The organism is Staphylococcus saprophyticus subsp. saprophyticus ATCC 15305 = NCTC 7292, assembly GCF_000010125.1.
GTDB classification, from domain to species: domain Bacteria; phylum Bacillota; class Bacilli; order Staphylococcales; family Staphylococcaceae; genus Staphylococcus; species Staphylococcus saprophyticus.
The window spans coordinates 650,818-670,707 of the sequence record NC_007350.1; the positions used below are offsets into that span (position 1 = coordinate 650,818).

Annotated in this window: 19 protein-coding genes; 13 read left to right on the forward strand and 6 right to left on the reverse strand. The window is 33.0% G+C overall.

Annotated elements, in window-relative coordinates:
• Window positions 1–577: 577 nt before the first annotated feature.
• Window positions 578–1,303 (reverse strand): CHAP domain-containing protein, encoded by a 726-nt coding sequence (locus tag SSP_RS02985; protein WP_011302554.1) that lies wholly within the window; start codon window positions 1,301–1,303, stop codon window positions 578–580.
• 514 nt (window positions 1,304–1,817) lie between these two features.
• On the opposite strand from SSP_RS02985, the gene SSP_RS02990 reads away from it, so the two are divergent.
• The 4 genes from SSP_RS02990 to SSP_RS03005 all read left to right on the forward strand — a co-directional run bounded on the left by SSP_RS02990 (window position 1,818) and on the right by SSP_RS03005 (window position 5,626).
• Window positions 1,818–2,870 (forward strand): LLM class flavin-dependent oxidoreductase, encoded by a 1,053-nt coding sequence (locus SSP_RS02990; RefSeq protein ID WP_011302555.1) that lies wholly within the window; start codon window positions 1,818–1,820, stop codon window positions 2,868–2,870.
• A 14-nt stretch (window positions 2,871–2,884) separates the two neighbouring features.
• On the forward strand, window positions 2,885–3,244 hold the full coding sequence (locus tag SSP_RS02995; RefSeq protein ID WP_011302556.1) for a hypothetical protein: 360 nt from the start codon (window positions 2,885–2,887) through the stop codon (window positions 3,242–3,244).
• Between the two features lie 768 nt (window positions 3,245–4,012).
• Entirely contained in the window at window positions 4,013–4,360 is a 348-nt protein-coding gene (locus SSP_RS03000; RefSeq protein WP_011302557.1) for a transcriptional regulator, SarA/Rot family, read from the forward strand.
• A gap of 186 nt (window positions 4,361–4,546) precedes the next feature.
• Entirely contained in the window at window positions 4,547–5,626 is a 1,080-nt protein-coding gene (locus tag SSP_RS03005) for a PTS sugar transporter subunit IIC (protein WP_011302558.1), read from the forward strand.
• 281 nt (window positions 5,627–5,907) lie between these two features.
• On the opposite strand, the gene SSP_RS03010 is transcribed toward SSP_RS03005, so the two are convergent.
• From SSP_RS03010 to SSP_RS03025, 4 genes are read right to left on the reverse strand one after another with little or no spacing between them, the layout of a single operon-like run.
• The gene (locus tag SSP_RS03010; protein WP_002482569.1) at window positions 5,908–6,606 is read right to left on the reverse strand and encodes an amino acid ABC transporter permease; all 699 of its coding nucleotides are present in this window, start codon (window positions 6,604–6,606) and stop codon (window positions 5,908–5,910) included.
• A gap of 13 nt (window positions 6,607–6,619) precedes the next feature.
• Window positions 6,620–7,303 carry an amino acid ABC transporter permease gene (locus SSP_RS03015; protein WP_011302559.1) on the reverse strand — a complete coding sequence of 228 codons (684 nt, stop codon included), beginning with the start codon at window positions 7,301–7,303 and terminating at the stop codon, window positions 6,620–6,622.
• On the reverse strand, window positions 7,303–8,157 hold the full coding sequence (locus tag SSP_RS03020; RefSeq protein WP_011302560.1) for an amino acid ABC transporter substrate-binding protein: 855 nt from the start codon (window positions 8,155–8,157) through the stop codon (window positions 7,303–7,305). Before SSP_RS03020 ends, SSP_RS03015 begins: the two co-directional genes overlap by 1 nt.
• Window positions 8,157–8,903 (reverse strand): amino acid ABC transporter ATP-binding protein, encoded by a 747-nt coding sequence (locus tag SSP_RS03025; protein WP_011302561.1) that lies wholly within the window; start codon window positions 8,901–8,903, stop codon window positions 8,157–8,159. The genes SSP_RS03020 and SSP_RS03025 overlap by 1 nt, the downstream gene beginning before the upstream one ends.
• Window positions 8,904–9,054: 151 nt before the next feature.
• On the opposite strand from SSP_RS03025, the gene SSP_RS03030 reads away from it, so the two are divergent.
• From SSP_RS03030 to SSP_RS03045, 4 genes are all read left to right on the forward strand, one after another.
• Window positions 9,055–10,206, forward strand: a complete 1,152-nt coding sequence (locus SSP_RS03030) for an acyl-CoA dehydrogenase family protein (protein ID WP_011302562.1) — start codon at window positions 9,055–9,057, stop codon at window positions 10,204–10,206.
• 184 nt (window positions 10,207–10,390) lie between these two features.
• Window positions 10,391–11,305 (forward strand): ABC transporter substrate-binding protein, encoded by a 915-nt coding sequence (locus tag SSP_RS03035; RefSeq protein WP_011302563.1) that lies wholly within the window; start codon window positions 10,391–10,393, stop codon window positions 11,303–11,305.
• 400 nt (window positions 11,306–11,705) lie between these two features.
• Window positions 11,706–12,254: a biotin transporter BioY gene (locus tag SSP_RS03040; protein ID WP_011302565.1), complete on the forward strand. Its 549-nt coding sequence runs from the start codon at window positions 11,706–11,708 to the stop codon at window positions 12,252–12,254.
• A 36-nt stretch (window positions 12,255–12,290) separates the two neighbouring features.
• Window positions 12,291–13,028, forward strand: a complete 738-nt coding sequence (locus tag SSP_RS03045; protein WP_041784894.1) for a GNAT family N-acetyltransferase — start codon at window positions 12,291–12,293, stop codon at window positions 13,026–13,028.
• Window positions 13,029–13,096: 68 nt separating this feature from the next.
• On the opposite strand, the gene fdhD is transcribed toward SSP_RS03045, so the two are convergent.
• Window positions 13,097–13,894 (reverse strand): formate dehydrogenase accessory sulfurtransferase FdhD, encoded by a 798-nt coding sequence (gene fdhD, locus SSP_RS03050; protein ID WP_011302567.1) that lies wholly within the window; start codon window positions 13,892–13,894, stop codon window positions 13,097–13,099.
• A gap of 206 nt (window positions 13,895–14,100) precedes the next feature.
• Between fdhD and SSP_RS03055 the strand changes: the two genes are divergently transcribed.
• From SSP_RS03055 to modA, 5 genes are all read left to right on the forward strand, one after another.
• Window positions 14,101–15,105, forward strand: a complete 1,005-nt coding sequence (locus tag SSP_RS03055; RefSeq protein WP_011302568.1) for a LacI family DNA-binding transcriptional regulator — start codon at window positions 14,101–14,103, stop codon at window positions 15,103–15,105.
• A 104-nt stretch (window positions 15,106–15,209) separates the two neighbouring features.
• The gene (locus SSP_RS03060) at window positions 15,210–16,370 is read left to right on the forward strand and encodes a galactokinase (protein WP_011302569.1); all 1,161 of its coding nucleotides are present in this window, start codon (window positions 15,210–15,212) and stop codon (window positions 16,368–16,370) included.
• A 35-nt stretch (window positions 16,371–16,405) separates the two neighbouring features.
• Entirely contained in the window at window positions 16,406–17,407 is a 1,002-nt protein-coding gene (gene galE, locus SSP_RS03065; protein WP_011302570.1) for a UDP-glucose 4-epimerase GalE, read from the forward strand.
• A gap of 3 nt (window positions 17,408–17,410) precedes the next feature.
• Entirely contained in the window at window positions 17,411–18,901 is a 1,491-nt protein-coding gene (gene galT, locus SSP_RS03070; protein WP_011302571.1) for a UDP-glucose--hexose-1-phosphate uridylyltransferase, read from the forward strand.
• A 198-nt stretch (window positions 18,902–19,099) separates the two neighbouring features.
• Complete coding sequence (modA, locus tag SSP_RS03075) at window positions 19,100–19,882, forward strand: molybdate ABC transporter substrate-binding protein (protein ID WP_041784895.1); 783 nt, start codon at window positions 19,100–19,102, stop codon at window positions 19,880–19,882.
• Window positions 19,883–19,890 lie beyond the last annotated feature (8 nt).

A 19,890-nucleotide genomic window follows, 5' to 3' on the forward strand; every position in this document is an offset into this window, starting at 1 on the left:
AATTAGGCTATACATAAATAAGGATGAGATGAGTCCGAATTGTACATAGTAATCATTGTAGCTATATTACTTATATACAAAGGGCATCGTTAATCCTACTAATGTAGATAAAGATTTTAAATATCCTTCTATTATCTATTTTATAATCGGTTTTGTTCTGTATATTGTAGCGATATTACATTATAGAACCGATTTATTAACGCGACCATATATTTAAGTTTCTAGTTTAGAAATCCTAATTTCAAATTTAGTTAATATGGATTGATGATTATAGAAAATATAGTTTTAATTTATTATAAATATGATGGCAATTGCGTCAACATAAAGACTTGAATAAAATATAATGAAAACGAGAGTCTGGGACATAAATAGATGTTTCAGACTCTTTTTCAATCCTAGTCATTCTTGAGGGGCAGGTAGGACTACGAAATCTTTATTAGAAGATTTGATTTCTGTTCACTTTATATTAAAAAAGTACTGTTGAATGTGGTTGAGATAAAAAACAATCAAAGTTCAAGGTTTAATGGATAACAAAAAAAGACAATCCATACGGATTGTCTTTTTGATGACACTAAAATTAGTGAATGTAGTTGTAACCTGAAGCTTCGCTTGCAGAGATTGTACGTGAAGTAACAACTCCAGCACCTTGACCATAGTTCATTTCAGAAACGTTGATTGAACCGTCACTGTTTACATTTTCAACGTATGCTACGTGGCCATATCCACCAGCAGTTGATTGTAAGACTGAACCTGAAGCAGGTGAGTTGTTTACTGTGTAACCTGAAGCAGCAGCTGCGCTTGCCCAGTTGTTAGCGTTACCCCAAGTTGAACCAATTTTACCACCAACTTTGTCATATACATAATATGTACATTGTCCAGCTGTGTATAAGTTGTTTGAAGAACCTGAAGTATTAGAAATTGAGTTTGAACCATTTGAATTTGATGGCGCGCTAGTTGTACTTACTTTAACATTGCTGTTTGAAGTAGAGTGAGAAACTGCACCTTTACCACCAGTACCTTGGTTATTAGTTGTATATGATTGAGTTGCATTATTGTTAGTTGAGTTAGCATTGCTGTAACCGTTGCTAGTGTGACCTTGGTCACTGTTGCTTGGGTTCCAGTTACCTTGCCAAGTGTAGTGGTATTGACCTTGTTGATCTATAGTATATGAATAGCTATATGAACTTGGGTCATTTGGGTTGTACCCACTATTGTTGTTTTCTGCTGCATCTGCATCATGTTGTGCAAAAGCAAAAGTAGCGATTCCTGCAGTAGCGATAGTAGCTGTAGCGATTTTTTTCATTGTTAAATATCCTCCTAAGAATAGTAAATAATTTAAAATTTAGTTTTAATTTTATCCCAGTCTCTAAACGACAATTTTTATAATTTTTATTCGCTGTTTCAACGACAAGAATTACTTTACCAAAAAATAAGTGATTTGTGTGCGTTGTTATCATTTTGTAATTTAGTTATAATAATTAACCCCTTTATGTAACAAATAAGTCGAGGTGTGACATAGGACTAAAGACCGATGGTATCATGTTTTAGTATAATAAAGTGTAAAATAGCACTTTATTATATTACAAAGCTGTAAAATAACAGAAAATTACAAATGGGAAAATATGAGACTATTTATATATTTAAAATAACAAAAAATTACTTTGCGACCATTTTATGATTTACTAATTATATTAAGTTAAATGTAATTTGTAACTAAATAAATGTTTTAGTTTTGTTTGAGCAATGATATTGACACTTAATGGAGAAGAGATTATGATATTGAGTATAAAAATTATACTCGTTTGAGAGGTGAATGAATGAAAATAGAATTAGGTTTAACTTCTTTTGCAGATAATATGGATTTGCACACAGAAGTAGGTACTCAACCTGGTATATCAAATGCGCAAAGAATTCGTAACATAATAGAAGAAGTTGAAACCGCTGATCAATATGGACTTGATGTTTATGGCTTAGGAGAGCATCATAGACCAGATTACGCTGTATCAGATCCAGTTACTGTGTTAGCAGCTGCTGCAACAAGTACACATCATATTAAACTGAGTAGTGCTGTAACTGTATTGTCATCGGATGACCCAGTACGTGTATATGAACGTTTTTCTACATTAGATGCAGTTTCTAATGGACGTGCTGAAATAATGGTAGGTAGAGGTTCATTTATAGAGTCTTTTCCATTATTTGGTTATAATTTGAAAGATTATGAACAGCTCTTTAATGAGAAGATTGATTTATTAATGCACATTAATCGTAATGAAATTGTTAATTGGGAAGGACAAATCCGACCGTCCATAGAAAATCTAGGTGTTTATCCAAGGGCAGAACATCGACCCCTACCAATTACAATAGCAACAGGTGGTACACCAGAATCTTCATTAAAAGCAGGAGCGTTAGGTTTACCAATAACTTATGCTATAATTGGTGGTGATCCAAAAAGGTTCAAAAGAAATATAGATATGTATAAATCTATAGCAGAATCTTATGGACATGATATTAAAGCTTTACCTATTGCAACACATTCATGGGGTTATATTGCTGAAACCGATGAACAAGCTAAACGTGAATTCTTCCCATCAGTAAAGGCAAGTCATGATATATTGGCAAAAGAACGTGGTTGGCCAATGTATGATGAAAATAGTTTTGAACGTGAGGCTGGATCACAAGGTGCATTGTATGTTGGCAGTCCAGAAACTGTAGCAAATAAAATCATTGAAACGGTTGAAGCATTAGGCATTACACGTTTTATGTTGCATACCCCAGTGGGATCTATTCCTCATGAAAGAACAATCAATACGATTAAATTATTGGCTGAACGTGTAAAACCTATTGTAGATAAATATTTTGAAAACAAATAAAAGGAGATTTTGTAATGATATTACGTTATTTAACAAATTTAAAATTAGCTAAAGAATTATATGGTGCGGCAAAACCTAAAATAAAAGGTGACCAATCTATGAAAGATACGTTTGTTGAAGTATTCAACTTACCAGCAAATGCAGTACCATTAGCAGGTGCTGTTGAAGCGTTAAGTGCAGTATTCTTTGTATTAAGTTTTGCAAGTAAAAGATTATCACGTCTTGGTTCATTGCTAACAATCGCAGTATTAGGTGTAGCAGCATATAAACACTTTGAAGCAGGTCATGGTAAAGCAGGCGCTAAACATGCTTTAGATTTAACTGGATTAGCAGCATTAAGCTTCTTAGACACATTTGACTGTAAGAAAAAATAAGTTGCTTCATTTTTGACTATAAAGTGAAGGATGTAACCATACATTGGTATATTTAGATACTAGAAGTTATTTACTTTTTTAATGAAAGATAAGTAACCTAAGACTGCCAACAAAGTCTCTGACCTTGTTGGCAGTTTTTTTATGCACATTTTCCGAAGGTACGGTCTTAGCCAACAGTCTTCGGCTAATGCTTTTCTCACTGGATTCAATCTAAATTGCTGTCGATAGGATATGAAAAATAGGATGCTTGATAAATTAAAAAGCGATTCAGTCATTTAGCGCATCATTACTATGTCGCTAATAAATTATAATTTGAGTTAAGCATATTGAGTATTACAGAAAAATTTTTTAGATCGTTTATTGATGACACATGCATATAAAGAAAAATATAAAAATAGGCAAATTCACTACAAATTTATTTGTTGTTTTTATCTATATGCTAATGGCTATTTGCGTTTTTAACGAAAAGTAAATAGCCCTTTTTTATTGAAAATTTTTCATACAAAAACACTATGCATTTTGTAAGTTAGAAGATTTGATATTTACAATGGATAACACATTCTTTTTTTAGTAATAAAAAGAATGAATAGCTTAATAAAATTTGAAAATGAAAAGTAAATATTAAAAAAATAGTATGAAATTTTAATATTTCACATAGTTGGTCATATTGAATTCGTTTTAGAAAATGGGATAAAATTAATGTATTAATATTGTTAAGCATCACTAAAACAGATATTAACATCATGAAAAAACATAAGGAGTGGTTGTATGAATTCACAAACATTTAAATCATTAAATGAGCTTATATCTACGTATCAACAGGGGAAAAAATTTTTTAAGTTCAGTAAACGAGAGTATAAATTAAATTATGAAGAAATATTTATCTTAAATTATATTTATAATTGTGAAGATAATGAAATTACTGCAAAAGATATTGCAAAACACTCAGAACTACAACCGTATTATTTAACGAAAGCATTGCAAAAATTAATAAAAATGAATTTCTTAAGTAAAAAAAGAAGTGAAATAGACGAAAGAACAGTTGTAGTTTATGTGAATGAGCAACAACGGAATAGCATTAATGAAATGATTGAAGCATTACAACGCTCATTATAATCACGATAGAATCCCTATAAAATGAAAAATTTTGCGTAAGCCATAACAAGACTAATATTTTGAAAATGCAATTTTATATTATTAGTTATATATTTCACTATAATATGTTTTTGAAAACAAATTAACTGTGGTATACTTATATTTGTTGAATGAAAGCGCATACATAGAAGCGGGAAAGGTGTTATTATGAATTTACTTATAGGGATTATATTCTTGGGCATCGTGTTATGCTTATTTACATTATTTACAAGCAAAGCACCAAATGGTAGTAAAGCGATGGGGGCACTTGCAAATGCTGCCATTGCATCATTTTTAGTTGAAGCATTTCACAAATATGTCGGCGGTGATTTAATTGGGTTACCTTTTTTAGGTCAACTTGGTGAAGCGGCAGGTGGGCTTGGTGGTGTTGCAGCAGCAGGGTTAGTAGCACTAGCTATGGGTGTGTCTCCTGTTTATGCATTTGTTATTGCAGTTTCATGTGGCAATATGGACTTGTTACCAGGTTTTGTTGCGGCTTATATTGCAAGTTTTGGTATGAAATGGATGGAAGAAAAGTTACCTGATGGGCTTGATTTAATAACGGCAATCATTGTCATCGCACCTATTACAAGATTGATTGCAACTGGTATGACGCCAGTTGTAGATGCTTCTTTAATGCAAATCGGTAATATCATTAAAGAGTCTACAACTTCGAGTCCAATACTAATGGGTGTGGTATTAGGTGGTATTATCACGGTTGTAGCTACTGCACCATTAAGTTCAATGGCATTAACTGCTTTACTTGGATTAACTGGTACACCTATGGCTATCGGAGCATTAGCAGTGTTTGGTTCGTCATTCATGAATTTTGTATTATTCAAAAGAATGAAGTTTGGTGATCGCAAAACAACCATTTCAGTTGCAATTGAACCTTTGTCACAAGCAGATATCGTAACTGCAAACCCAGTACCTGTTTATATTACAAATTTTGTTGGTGGCGCAATATCAGGCGTAATCATTGCTTCATTTGGTTTGGTGAATGAAGCAACTGGAACAGCTATGCCAATTGCAGGACTGATGGTAATGTTTGGGTTTAACAATGCACTTACTGTGATTACAGTGGCATTGATGTGTGCGTTAAGCAGTGCAATTTGTGGTTATTTAGGGTCACTCGTATTTAAAAACTATCCAATTATTACAAAGTACGAATTGCAAAATGGTACAATGCCCAAAAAAGTTAAACAATATTATAAATTAAAAAAACAATGTGCAGAAAGCTTAGCATAATAAAACAGGGATTGAAATCACGAAATTATTATAGAAAAATGAGACGATGCCCTATGGGTCTGTCATGATTCATAAAAAATTGATCTTCTATAATTATTGTTGAAGGACAAAAAAATCTAGTTTCTTCCTATTTAACTAGTAATCATTCATCTGTAACAAGTAGTAGATAATTATTGACGAAAATCTAGCATTTGTTATGTATACTTATAAAATAAAAACGCGCCGGTTGAATGTTCGAATTTCAACTGGCGCGTTTTAATATAACTTCTGGAATAAAAATTTTATGACGCATTCGTTTGCATATAACGTAATGAGCTTGTTTCCATTTTATTAAATATATATTCTAAAATCATTGCTAATAACCAATAAAACATTGCAGCAACAGTGTAGACTGTTATGAAACGGTATCCTTCATTGGCAATAATGTGACTGACTGCCATAATTTCAGTGACTTGAACTGCAAACGCTAGGGAAGTTCCTTTGATTAACATGATGAATTGATTTTCAATATTAGGTAACGCATAAGCAAATGCTTGAGGTAGCACGATTTCTTTATATATATGAAATCTCGTAAGCCCTACAGATTGTGCAGCTTCTATTTGTTCATAATCGACAGATTGCAATCCACTTTTAATAGATTCTGAAAGGTAGGCAACAGCATGTAATGAAAATACAATAAATGCAATGATTAATGGAGAAAAAATATCAGGGTTTATATGCCATTGCAAATGTTCGTTTAAGAATAAAATAAAGGCTGGTAAGCCATAATAGACAATGAATAACTGAACAATCAGCGGTGTACTTCTGAAAAAAGAATTGTATATTATAATGAACTGAGATAATACAGGTATACGTTTTAAGCGAATCATTGCGAAAATTAATCCAATGAACAGACCGATGATAATGGCAACAAGTGAAATCATGATTGTATTTGGCACGCCTTTGAGTACTTCAAATATAGTATAAAAAATAAATGACATAGGTCTGTCCTCCTTAAATTTGGTATGGTTTTTGGGCACGTTTATCAATGATTGTAAATACGCCTTGGATAATTAAAGCGATGAGCCAATAAACAACAGAAATGACAATATATACTTCTAACATACCTAAACCATAATTATTACCAATAATTAATTTGACTTGTCCCATCATGTCGATGATTCCGATAGTAAAAGCCAAAGAAGTATCTTTTACAAGTTCGATGATTTGTGTTGTTAAATTTGGAATACTGTTGCGCAGCGCTTGTGGTAAGATGATCTCTTTTAATATTCTAGGGTATGTTAAACCTATGGATAAACCTGCTTCAATTTGTCGGTAGTCTACAGATTGGTAACCTGCGCGAATAATTTCAGATAAATAAGCACCAGTATGTAATGTGAAAGCTAAAATCACAAAAAATAATCTACTGAAATGATTGATATCAATATGTACAAACAACAACAACTGAGGTAAAGCAAAATAAACTAAGAAAAGTTGTAATAGTAAAGGTGTGCTACGAATAAAAGAAATATAGACTTTGACGACAGGTGACAATAATTTAATTTTTTGTAGTCGTATGGTTGCTAAAATAAAACCGAGTATCAGTGCAAAAATGAGCGATAAAACAATCATCAATAATGTCAAAGGTAACTGTTGCAAGACTTGATATAATAAATCCAACCAATTTACTGATTGCATTAGCGATGCACCTCCAATTGTGATTTTTTCTTATTAATATCATCTAAATCTTCAAAGACATTAATATCAAAATATTTTTTTGAAAGCGCTTGTAGTTTGCCTTCTTTCTTCAATTCAATCGTAGCCTGGTCAATGTCATCATGTAATTGTTGATGCTTTTTATTGTAAACGATGTGTAATGGTTCTTTTTTAACAATACCACCGATTTTCACATCTTCTTTGACTTGAGATTGTATGGCTTTATAAGTGTTCCAATTCAAAAGCATGGCGTCTCGACGTTGCTGACTAACCATTTTTAAATTATCGCCATTCGAAGGTTCTTGTATCGTATTGACTTGAATCTTATCTGTATGATTTTTATTATATTCAGATAAGATAGAATACAAGCCACCACTAGGAGCCATTGGTGTAATATTTTTTCCTGGTAAATCATCTAAATGATGTATGTCGTTGTTATCACGGTTAACAACGAGTAAAGGTAAAGCATAACTATATGGCTCATCTTGATATAGAAATTGTTTTTCACGTTCAGGTGTTTTGAAGAACCAGTTAATTCCCATATCAAACTTTCCAGCACCAATGCCTACTAAGTTGGATTCTTCTTCGCCTACTTCATATTTGAAATCATATTGTGGTAATTTTTTTTCAAGTAATTTCATATATTCCATATCGAGTCCAATAAATTCGTTGTTTTTCGTAGTGTATAAGTAGGGTGGATTAACTTCTGCTGACAATGCGACTTTAATTTCCTTTTTGTGTGATGAAGTATCATCATTATGAGTAGCATTACAAGCAGACAATAAGAAACATAAAACGCATAACATCATGAAGAAATATTTTTTGTGTCGTAGCATTAAACATCACGCTCCGTGCCAACATGATTTAAAAAACGCTGGATTCTTTTTGACTCAGTGTTTTCCAATACTTCATGTGGTGTACCACGATGAATAATGTGTCCATCATCAATAAATAGCACTTGGTCAGCGATTGCTTTTGCAAATTGTATTTCGTGAGTAACTAAGACCATTGTCATACCTTCTTGGGCAATCGATTTGATTAGAGAGAGTACGCTTTGTATAGATTCTGGATCCAAGGCTGAGGTTGGTTCATCAAGCAGTAGTACATCAGGATTTAAGGCAAGTGCACGAATGATTCCGATACGTTGACTTTGCCCACCAGATAATTGACTCGGATATTTATCTTTTTGTTCTAATAAATCAATTCTATTTAAATAAGACAGTGCGATGTCATTGGCTTCAGCATGGCTATAATTTTTCCCATATTTTAAACCGACAGTAATATTTTCTAGTATTGTTTTATTTTTAAAAAGATTATAATTTTGAAAAACCATTGCGGATTTTTGACGTAATTTGAATATATCTTTTTTATTATGTTTAGAAGCATCAAAGCTTGTATCCCCAATAGTAATAGTCCCTGATTTCGCTAAAGCAAGTGCATTTAGTGTGCGTAAGAGTGTTGTTTTACCAGAACCACTGGGTCCGATAATAGCTGTGACTGTACCTTTATCCTGTGAGAAACTGACGTCATTCAGTATCGTATTCTCATTGTATTTATGTATAAGATGATTAACTGTAATCATATGTGTCCCCCCAATATAGCAATAATTATAAATTATCATAATAAATCTTATCGGTAAAGTAAGGATTTGGGGTAGAAACCTTTATTTAAGCCATATCGAGTGTTAAACTTATACTTATATAGAAAGAAATATAATGGACGAGGTGGAAAAAATGAAAGATTCTGCATTAATACATACAGATATTCAAGAAAAGTGGATAGCAAAATTGAATACAGTGAAAGATAAATTTAGATCACATGCAGTCTATAATGATCAACATTCTAGGTTTCCATATGAAAATATTGAGTGGTTAGTCAATGAAGGTTATACATTATTAACTTTACCTAAAGCATACGGTGGCGAAGGTGCCTCAGTTGAAGATATGGTTATTATTCAAACCTATTTAGGCTCTATTGATGGTGCAACGGCACTTTCAATTGGCTGGCATTTGAGTGTTGTGGGTCAATTATATGAACAAAAGATGTGGGACGAAGACATGTTAAATCAATTTGCGGAATCTATCATAAACGGTGCACTGGTTAATAGAGCTGTAAGTGAAGCGGAAACAGGGAGTCCAACACGAGGTGGTAGACCTGCTACGAATGCAATTAAAAATGAAAATGGCTATATATTAAATGGTGTTAAAACATTCACTTCTATGAGTAAGGGGCTCACGCATTTTATTGTGAGTGCATATGATGAAACGATTGAGCAAGTAGGATTTTATCTTATAGAAAAGGATACACCAGGCGTAGAAATTGCAGATAATTGGAATATGGTAGGAATGAGAGCTACAGAAAGTCATGATTTAATATTAAATGATGTTCAAATACCAGAACAGAATTTTGTAGAAATTAGAGGCGCTGGTGGTAAAAAACCAAACGGTTGGATTCTACATATCCCAAGTACTTATTTAGGCATTGCGCAAGCAGCAAGAGATTATGCTGTTGACTTTGCTAAAACTTATAGCCCTAATAGTATAGAAGGTACGATAGGAGATATAACAACCGTTCAGCAAAATATTGGCAAAATGGAATCCTTGCTATTATCTGCGCGTCACTTTTTATGGAGTACAGCATCATTATATTCAAATACCCATTCAGATAAAGCTATATGGAATGAAACATCTGCAAGTAAGGTGTTAGTCATGAATCAAGGACTCGAAGTAATTGATATTGCCATGCGTATTGTCGGTGCTAAGAGCCTTGAAATGGAACGTCCGTTACAACGTTATTATCGAGATATGAGAGCAGGTTTACACAATCCACCAATGGAAGATATGGCATATACTAATATTGCTAAAAGTGTATTAGATAGATTTTAGAAAATATAAAGACTTGAGAAAGTTTCATTTAATAGTTGTAATTAAAATGCATTTAGACATAGTGTCTGAATGCATTTTTTTAATAACTTAAAAAGCTAAAAATTTGACTTTTTACTATTGTAAAATTACTAGAGTCATTATATAATCAATTGGTACTGATAATCATTTTCAATGGAGGAGAATTATGAAAAAATTATTATTTCCGTTACTTGCTTTAATGCTTATTTTAGCCGCATGTGGTAATAAATCAGATAGTGACTCAAATAGCGACAAAAAGGAAGAAACAAAATCATATAAATTAGATAGTGGAAAAAGTATCGATATTCCTAAAAATCCAGAGCGTATTGCTGTTGTGGCGCCTACATATGCCGGTGGTATTAAATATCTTGGTGGTAAGATTGTGGCAGTAAATGAACAAGTCGATAACAGCAAATTACTTAAAGATAAATTTAAAGGTGTAGAAAAAATTGGGGAAAATGATGTAGAAAAGGTTGCAAAAACAAAACCTGATTTAATCGTTGTTTATTCAACAGATAAAAATATTAAAAAATATCAAAAAATTGCACCTACAGTTGTGTATGACTATGGTAAACATAAGTATTTAGATCAACAAAGAGAATTAGGGAAATTATTAGGTAAAGAAGATGAAGTGAAATCTTGGGAAGATAAATGGAAATCACAAACTAAAAAAGATGGACAAGAAATAAAAGATAAAATAGGCGAAGATGCTACTGTTTCAATCTTTGATGAATTTGATAAAAAACTATATAGCTATGGTCCTAACTGGGGTCGTGGTGGCGAAGTATTATATCAAGCATTTGGTCTGAAGATACCTGATAAACTAAATGATTTAGTTAAAAAAGAAGGATGGGCAGAAGTTAAACAAGAAAAAATTGCTGATTATGCCGGCGACTATATTGTTTCAACAAGTGAAGGTAAATCAACACCTGCTTATGAAAAAACAGACTTATGGAATAATATTCCAGCGGTACAACAAGATCATGTAATTAAAGTTCAAGCTGAGACATATTGGTACAATGATCCATACACATTAGAATTTATGAGAAAAGATTTAAAAGAAAAACTTTTAAACAATTAAACTAAATTATCAGTACGCTAAATCAATTTGATTGTATGTAGTAAATAATAAGTACTTTAGGACAGAAAGACTCATTTTTAAAACATTCTAAGATTAGCTATGAAGAAATCTTTACAATAGATTTTTTCATAGCTATTTTTTATAGTTTCAAAGAGGAAGGCGCTGCATGTATATGCTAAGGGTAAGGTATAGATATGTAGTTTTTCATTCATCATATGATATTAAACATCAACATGTTATAAAATGGGTGCAATATATTTATTTTATTAAAGGGGTTTATGTGGTCTTATGCTTGTGATGATTTAATGGTAAAAATACTAAAAAACGCAACCTAATGTAAACTTTTTATTTTTTAAAGTTTACATTCGTGATATAATTTCTTCATCGAGGAGGAATAACTATGACAACAAAAAGATTAGTATATACAGCATTGATGACAGCAATGATAGCGGTACTAGGCTTTGTGCCTGCGATACCATTGCCGGTAATGCCAGTACCCATTGTTTTACAAAATATAGGTATATTTCTAGCAGCGATACTTCTTGGACGTAAATATGGTACTTTAAGTGTCATTGTTTTACTATTACTAGTAGCAACAGGTCTACCATTATTATCTGGCGGCCGTGGCGGTATTGGTGTATTTGCAGGACCTTCAGCAGGTTTTTTATTTATGTATCCAGTGATTACATACCTGATTGGTTTAGTGAGAGATTTATATTTTAATAAAATGAATTTTGTTGTATTATTAGGTACAACAATTGTGTTCGGTGTATTACTGTTGGATATTGTAGGCACTATCATTATGGGGTGGATAACACATTTACCAATATCTAAGTCAGTAATGCTTTCATTCGTCTTTATGCCTGGAGATTTATTAAAAGCGATTATTGCGAGTTTAATAGGCAATACAATGTTAAACCATAGTCAATTCAAACAATTAATGAAGTAAAAACATAGAGGGAAGGTGTATAAATTGGTCATTTCTATGAATGATATTTTTCAACAAGGCACGGTTTATCAAGATGATAATAGTAAAACCATTTATTTAACACCTGAGGAACCATTAGTATATGATACAAACAAATGGGTATATAAGCGAATGCCTACGCTTAATTCTTGGAAATTAGATATGGCTTACCAACAATTTATGCATAAACAACAAGGATCTTCCCACCTTGCATTTACTTTTCCTGAAAATGAGAACCTAGATCAACAATGGTTGGATGAAATAAAAGCATTAGAATTTGAGTTAGGGATTATGGAGCTTTACGCTATCGAACCTCAGCATATCCATCAAGCTATAAACTCAGAAATAGATGTTACAATCGTGAACGATGAAACACTTGAAGATTATATAGCTATTTATCGTAGGTTTGCTGAACCCTATGGGCTAGCATATGCACAAGAAAGTATACAGATGATTCGTAATCAATTTCCACAAGAAAATAAATTGAGAATATTAGCATATAAGGGTGAACTCCCAGTAGGTATATTAGATTTAATTGTGTCCGCATCGGCGATGGAAATAGATGGATTTGGCGTGTTGGATGAATATCAAAGGCAAGGCATAGGCAGTGTGATGCAATCATTTGTAGCACAGATTGCGAAAGACAAAACGATAATATTGATAGCTGATGGTGAGGATAGCGCGAAAGATATGTATATAAAGCAAGGTTATATCTTTATTAGCTACTGTTATCAAATACTAAAAGAGCATATTTAAAATAATATCAAACGATACTATTATAATAGTAGTAAAGCGGAGACGTAGTTTGTTGATTTATCAACTAATTACGTCTCCGCTATTTTTATGCGTTCAGGATGACTATAAATATTAAAATTTCCGTCTCTAATAAAACCAATGGCTGTAATATTTAAATCTTGTGCGAGTGTTATGGCTAGCGTGGTTGGCGCGGATTTAGAAAGAATAACGCCCACACCGATTTTAGCGGCTTTAATTAATATTTCAGAAGAGATTCTACCACTAAATATAAGTACTTTATTACGTACTGGTATATGTCTTTCGATACAGTAACCATAAAGTTTATCCAGTGCGTTGTGGCGTCCGATATCTTGACGATGTTCGAAAAACGTATCTCCATCACTAATGGCTGCATTGTGTAAACCACCTGTTTGTTTGAATACTTCACTAGCGCTTTGTATACGTGTCATCATATTCAGTACTTGTTGAGGATTTAATTCAATATTTGACATTGACGTCTTTGCTACTGCTGCATCATTTTGAAAATAAAATTCTCTACTTTTACCACAACAGGATGCAATCATGCGTTTAGTAGAATACTCGAAGCGTTCTCCTAAGGATTTTGTTAACTCAACGTGCGCAAACCCCTTACTATCATCTATTTGAATAGACTTTAAATCATCGCTTCTTAATATAGCACCTTCAGAAGCTAAAAAACCAAGTGTAAGTTCTTCCATATGATTTGGACTACAAATAACTGTAGCAAATTCTTCACCATTTACCATAATAGTTAATGGAAATTCAGTAACATAGTGATCTTTTTTTTCTATCAGTTTACCATCTTCAAAGCGTACAATTGTTTGATTTGTCAAAACATCTTCATGCATACAAGCACCTCATTTCATATTCTATTATTATTTTAGCTTATTTTTAGTTGTAAAAAAATGATTCGGTTTATAAAGGTATTATCATTACACGATTCTGTTTATAAGTTGCTTTTAACGATTAATCAGATTTAGTTACGTCACAATTGATTTAACATAAAGTGAGAAGTAAACTTAAGGTAAACAATACTAATAGAGGTGATACATGAATGGCAAGTATTAGGGATATTGCACGTCAAGCTGAAGTAAGTCCAGGTACTGTTTCACGTGTTTTAAACAATGATCCAACTTTATCCGTTGCTAAAGAAACGCGGACACGCATACATCAAATCGCACAAGCGTTACAATACGAAAAAGTTACTAGAAAAAATAAACGTATCCAAATTATTACATACGCTTCTCGAGAGAAAGAAATGTCGGATCCATATTATAGAGAAATCCGATTAGCGATAGAAGCAGAAGTTAAAAGATTAAACTTATCCCTTAAGCGCACAATTAGAATTGATGGGCAACAAGATCATATCGATTTAAACAAAATTGAAAATGCAGGCGCCATTATTGTAATTGGGAATTTTTCTGTAGATGCATTGAACAAATTGAAAACGCACAACGCTAACATGGTGGTCATTAATAATCCAAATACACCTAAATCTATTGATGCTGTGTATTCTGATTTGGATGATGCAATGACAGAACTGCTTAATCGCATTTTAGATAAAGGTCTAACGAAAATTGCATATATTGGTGGGCACCATACAATACGAGAGTTGAATGGTATAACAACTACTAACGCAGCAGATGTTAGATACCAAGCATATCAATCATGGTGTGAAAAACATGACGTCGAAGAAATAGTGTTACTCAATGGATGGGGAAAAACACAGGGAGAGGATGCAGTGAAAGTTTATTTAGAAAGTGATCATGCGTTTCCTCAAGTATTTATTGCTGGCAACGATATGATTGCAATCGGTATTTTACAACAATTGCAACTAAATAAAAAAGCAATCCCTGAAGAAGTGAAATTAATTAGTTTTAATGATTTAGAAGTGATTCAATATGCAGTGCCTTCTATTAGTAGCGTGCATATTCCTGTCGATGAATTTGGGAGAACTGCTGTCAGAATGGCAGAAGAACGTATCAATAACACAAGGCAAATCGCAATTCATGTTGTTGTAGAAGCGCAACTCAAAGCAAGAAACACATTTAAAGTATAGTTAACTTTATTGACAAAACATTTAGTAAACAAGTAAACTTTAATTGTGTTTACTAAAGGGCCGATAAGTATGTGAGATGGTTTAGAAAAAGGAGTGGCAAGCTTATGTTACAGGAAATGCACAAAAAGTTTGAATCTTTATTTGATGTAAAAGCAGATGTGAGGGCGTTTGCACCGGGACGAATTAATCTAATTGGGGAACATACTGATTATAACGGTGGTTATGTATTTCCAGCTGCAATAGAACTGGGGACATATGGTTTAGCATCTAAAAGAACGGATCGTATCATTCAATTATATTCAAATAATTTTGAAGATACAGGTATTGTATCTTTTACATTAGATGAACTTGAATTTAACGAGCAACACGATTGGGCAAACTACCCTAAGGGTGTCGTTAAATATTTAAAAGAAGAATTTAATGATATCAATCAAGGATTCAATATTTTAGTTGAAGGAAATATACCGAATGGTGCGAGTTTATCGTCATCAGCTTCTATTGAATTACTAACTGGCTGGCTAATTAAACAATTATTTAATTTGCATTTAGAGCGCTTACAACTAATTAAATTAGGACAAGTCGTTGAAAATAAATTTATGGGTGTGAATTCAGGTATAATGGACCAATTTATTATTGGTATGGGTAAAGCAGAGCATGCCATATTATTAGACACCGCTACACTTGATTTTGACTATGTACCTGCTAAATTTGGAGATTATGTCATCTCAATTATGAATACAAATAAAAGACGTTCACTAACTGAAAGTAAATATAATGAACGTAGATCTGAGTGTGAAAACGCACTCTCACAATTACAGCAGCAATTAGAAATCACATCTTTAGGTGAATTATCTTTAGCGCAATTTGAGAAGTACCAATCACTTATTACTGATGAGGTCGTATGTAGACGTGCCAAACACGCGATTTCAGAAAATGAGAGAACGAAGCTTGCACATAAAGCATTGGCTGATAATAACTTTGAACAATTTGGGCAATTACTCAATGCATCACACAAATCATTAAAAGAAGACTACGAAGTTACAGGTATTGAATTAGATACCTTAGCTGAAACAGCTCAGCAAGTAGAGGGTGTATTAGGCGCAAGAATGACAGGTGCTGGTTTTGCAGGATGTGCCATTGCTTTAGTGGATAAAAATAGTATACAGAAGTTAGAAGATGAAGTATCAAAAGCATATATTGATAAAATTGGTTATGCACCTTCGTTTTATCATGTGGGTATAAGTGATGGCGTTAAGGCTTTGTAAGCAATACAAAATGATTAAAAGAAAGGATTTTGAATATGTCTGTTTTAGTATTAGGTGGCGCTGGATATATTGGTAGTCATGCGGTGGATCAATTAATAAGTAGAGGTTACGACGTCGTTGTTGTAGATAATTTAGGGACAGGTCATCGTGCAGCTGTAAATAAAGATGCACGATTTTATGAAGGCGATATACGTGATAAGCCATTTTTAGATCAGGTGTTTACAACTGAAACAATAGAAGGTGTCTTCCATTTCTGTGCATATTCGTTAGTAGGTGAATCTGTTGAGAAGCCGTTAGCGTATTTCAACAATAATGTGAATGGTTTACAAGTGTTATTAGAAGTCATGTATGATCATCAAGTAAAACATATTATCTTTTCCTCAACTGCAGCAGTATATGGAGAACCAGATACAGTGCCTATTACTGAAGCAGATTCTAAAACACCGACGAGTCCTTATGGTGAAAGTAAGTTAATGATGGAAAAAATGATGCATTGGAGTCACAATGCTTACGGTGTTAATTATGCAGCCTTGCGTTACTTTAATGTAGCGGGTGCAAAAGAAGAGGGCACTATAGGTGAAGACCACCGTCCAGAGACGCATTTAGTGCCAATTGTATTACAAGTTGCATTGGGACAAAGAGAAGCATTAACGATATTTGGTGATGACTATGATACGGAAGATGGTTCATGTATTCGTGACTACCTTCACGTTGTCGACTTAATAGATGCACATATTTTAGCTTACCAACATTTACAAAATGGTGGGGAATCTGGCGCATTTAATTTAGGAAGTAGTCAAGGGTACTCAGTATTTGAGATATTAGAAGCGGCTCGAAAGGTGACAAACAAACCAATTGAAGCGAAGGTTGGACCTAGAAGAGCTGGAGACCCTAGTAAATTAGTTGCATCAAGTGATAAAGCACAATCAATACTTGGTTGGAAACCAAAACATGATAATATACATGACATTATTGATTCAGCTTGGCGCTGGCATAATCAACATCCAAACGGTTATCAAGAAGATACGGAGGTATAAGGCATGTTATTAAATCAACAATTAGTACAGCAATTTGTCACACAGGCAATTGCATTTGGTGATTATGAACAAGAAGATAACATTTATATTCAAAATCAACTGCTCCGAATTTTAAATGCAATAGGTATTGATGTTGATAATGAATCACCACTAAACCAAGATGCCACTGCAAATGCGATTGCTCAGTATTGGATTGAACAAGCAGTTAATGAAAACTACCTAGAAGATGCATTATATAAAAAAGAAATCGTTGAAGCACAAATATTAGATTTAATAACACCTCGACCTTCAGTTATTAATCGAAATTTTGTAGAAGCCTATAAAAAATCACCGGAAACAGCTACTAATTATTTTTATGAAATAACTAAACGGAATCATTATGTAAAAGAAGATGCCATTGCTAATAATATTAATTATGAAGTAGAAACAGAATACGGTGATATTGAAATTACAATCAATTTATCTAAACCTGAAAAAGATGCAAAGCAAATTGCGAAAGCTAAAGCTGAACCAGCTAAACATTATCCTAAATGTGCACTATGTATTGAAAATGAAGGCTACCAAGGCTCGGTTACACAAGCAGCTCGTACGAATCATCGTATTATACGATTGAAATTAGACGGAAAGTCGTGGGGATTCCAATATTCACCATATGCTTATTTTCCAGAGCATAGCATTGTGTTATCTGAACACCATGTGCCTATGGAAATTAATAAACAAACATTTGTTAATTTGTTAGCGTTTATTGAACAATTTCCACATTATTTTATTGGATCTAATGCAGACATTCCATTAGTTGGTGGATCGATTTTATCACATAATCATTATCAGGCCGGCAAACATGTATTTCCTATGGATAATGCGGCAGAAATAGAGCGGTTTACAATGAATCAATTTTCATCGGTAACAGCGAGTACGTTGAATTGGCCAATGAGTGTGATTCGATTAAAAAGCGAAAATCGCGATGAACTCATTAATGCAGCAACATATGTCATGAATACGTGGAATCAATACTCAGATGAAACGATAGATGTAAGGGCATTTAGTAAAGATGGTGAAAGACATCATACTGTAACACCGATTGCACGTTATAGACAATCACAATATGAATTAGATATTGTTTTAAGAGATAATCAAACTTCCGAAGTATTTCCAGATGGGATATTCCATCCACATGAGGATGTACAACATATTAAAAAAGAGAACATCGGTTTAATAGAAGTGATGGGTACGGCGATATTACCAGGGCGCTTAAAAGAGGAATTACAACAAGTAAAAACGTATCTTGTGGGTGATAACCAATTTGATTTAGGTATACACCAGCAATGGGCTGAAAATATGAAGCGCACTTATGATATCAATAAACAAAATGTTGACGACATCGTTGATAAAGAAGTCGGTTATAAATTTAAACGTGTGTTAGAAGATGCAGGTGTTTTTAAAAACACCGATACTGGACGCCAAGCATTTAAACGCTTTATCAAACATTTATAATAAAAGCAGCGCATGTCGAATTGATTAGGCTATGTTTAAAAACGCGCTATATTTTATGACATGTTATAAACTGAAAATATTTTTATCTCAAGGCGGAGTGAAGAAATCAAACTGGACTCATTGATTTCTTCACTCCGCTCTTTTATTTTCTTGATTACAAGCATATAATAAAATGAAAAAGGGATGATTATTTTGAAAATTAGATTTAAATATTTAATTATTTCATTAATTGCTTTATGCCTTATGTTAGCAGGATGTTCAAACGGTGATAATAAGGATGATAGTAAAACGAAAAGCGATGAAAAAGCTAAGCAAGAATTGCATGTTTCTGCAGCAGCAAGTCTAACGGATGTCACTAAGGACTTAGAAAAAGCTTTTAAAAAAGATCATAAAGATGTAGACGTTTCTTTTAATTATGGTGGTTCAGGTGCTTTAAGACAACAAATAGAAAAAGGTGCACCAGTAGATGTATTTATGTCTGCAAATACGAAAGATGTGGATGGGCTAGTTGATAAAGACAAAGCGCAAAATACATATGAGTATGCTAAAAATCAATTAGTATTAATTGGTGAAAAAGATAGTAACTATCATTCAGTGGCTGATATACAAGGCAATGATAAGCTAGCCATCGGTGAAGCGAAATCAGTACCTGCAGGTAAATATGCTGAGCAATATTTAAAAGATAATCATTTATTCGATAAAGTGAAACCAAATTTAGTTTATGCCAAAGATGTGCGTCAAGTATTAAACTATGTTGAAAAAGGTAATGCACAATTAGGTTATGTGTATAAAACAGATTTATATCAATCACAACAAAATGGTAGTAGTAAAGTGAAAGAAATCAATACAGCCGATTTGAAAAAACCAATTACTTATAAAGCAGCTACTACAACGGATAAAAAGTTAGCGAAAGAATGGATAGATTTCTTAAAAACAGATAAGGCCAAAGATATTTTGAAAAAATATCAATTTGATGCATAGGAGGATTT

Excerpts from the sequence above, each read along its gene's own strand:
- SSP_RS03025 (WP_011302561.1), bottom strand. The coding sequence starts at position 8,903 with ATGATTACAGTTAATCATCTTATACATAAATACAATGAGAATACGATA.
- SSP_RS03005 (WP_011302558.1), top strand. The coding sequence starts at position 4,547 with ATGAATTTACTTATAGGGATTATATTCTTGGGCATCGTGTTATGCTTA.
- SSP_RS03045 (WP_041784894.1), top strand. The coding sequence starts at position 12,291 with ATGAATGATATTTTTCAACAAGGCACGGTTTATCAAGATGATAATAGT.
- SSP_RS03055 (WP_011302568.1), top strand. The coding sequence starts at position 14,101 with ATGGCAAGTATTAGGGATATTGCACGTCAAGCTGAAGTAAGTCCAGGT.
- galE (WP_011302570.1), top strand. The coding sequence starts at position 16,406 with ATGTCTGTTTTAGTATTAGGTGGCGCTGGATATATTGGTAGTCATGCG.
- SSP_RS02995 (WP_011302556.1), top strand. The coding sequence starts at position 2,885 with ATGATATTACGTTATTTAACAAATTTAAAATTAGCTAAAGAATTATAT.
- galT (WP_011302571.1), top strand. The coding sequence starts at position 17,411 with ATGTTATTAAATCAACAATTAGTACAGCAATTTGTCACACAGGCAATT.
- SSP_RS03020 (WP_011302560.1), bottom strand. The coding sequence starts at position 8,157 with ATGCTACGACACAAAAAATATTTCTTCATGATGTTATGCGTTTTATGT.
- SSP_RS02990 (WP_011302555.1), top strand. The coding sequence starts at position 1,818 with ATGAAAATAGAATTAGGTTTAACTTCTTTTGCAGATAATATGGATTTG.
- fdhD (WP_011302567.1), bottom strand. The coding sequence starts at position 13,894 with ATGCATGAAGATGTTTTGACAAATCAAACAATTGTACGCTTTGAAGAT.
- SSP_RS03000 (WP_011302557.1), top strand. The coding sequence starts at position 4,013 with ATGAATTCACAAACATTTAAATCATTAAATGAGCTTATATCTACGTAT.
- SSP_RS03010 (WP_002482569.1), bottom strand. The coding sequence starts at position 6,606 with ATGTCATTTATTTTTTATACTATATTTGAAGTACTCAAAGGCGTGCCA.
- SSP_RS03030 (WP_011302562.1), top strand. The coding sequence starts at position 9,055 with ATGAAAGATTCTGCATTAATACATACAGATATTCAAGAAAAGTGGATA.
- SSP_RS03040 (WP_011302565.1), top strand. The coding sequence starts at position 11,706 with ATGACAACAAAAAGATTAGTATATACAGCATTGATGACAGCAATGATA.
- SSP_RS03060 (WP_011302569.1), top strand. The coding sequence starts at position 15,210 with ATGTTACAGGAAATGCACAAAAAGTTTGAATCTTTATTTGATGTAAAA.
- SSP_RS02985 (WP_011302554.1), bottom strand. The coding sequence starts at position 1,303 with ATGAAAAAAATCGCTACAGCTACTATCGCTACTGCAGGAATCGCTACT.
- SSP_RS03035 (WP_011302563.1), top strand. The coding sequence starts at position 10,391 with ATGAAAAAATTATTATTTCCGTTACTTGCTTTAATGCTTATTTTAGCC.
- SSP_RS03015 (WP_011302559.1), bottom strand. The coding sequence starts at position 7,303 with ATGCAATCAGTAAATTGGTTGGATTTATTATATCAAGTCTTGCAACAG.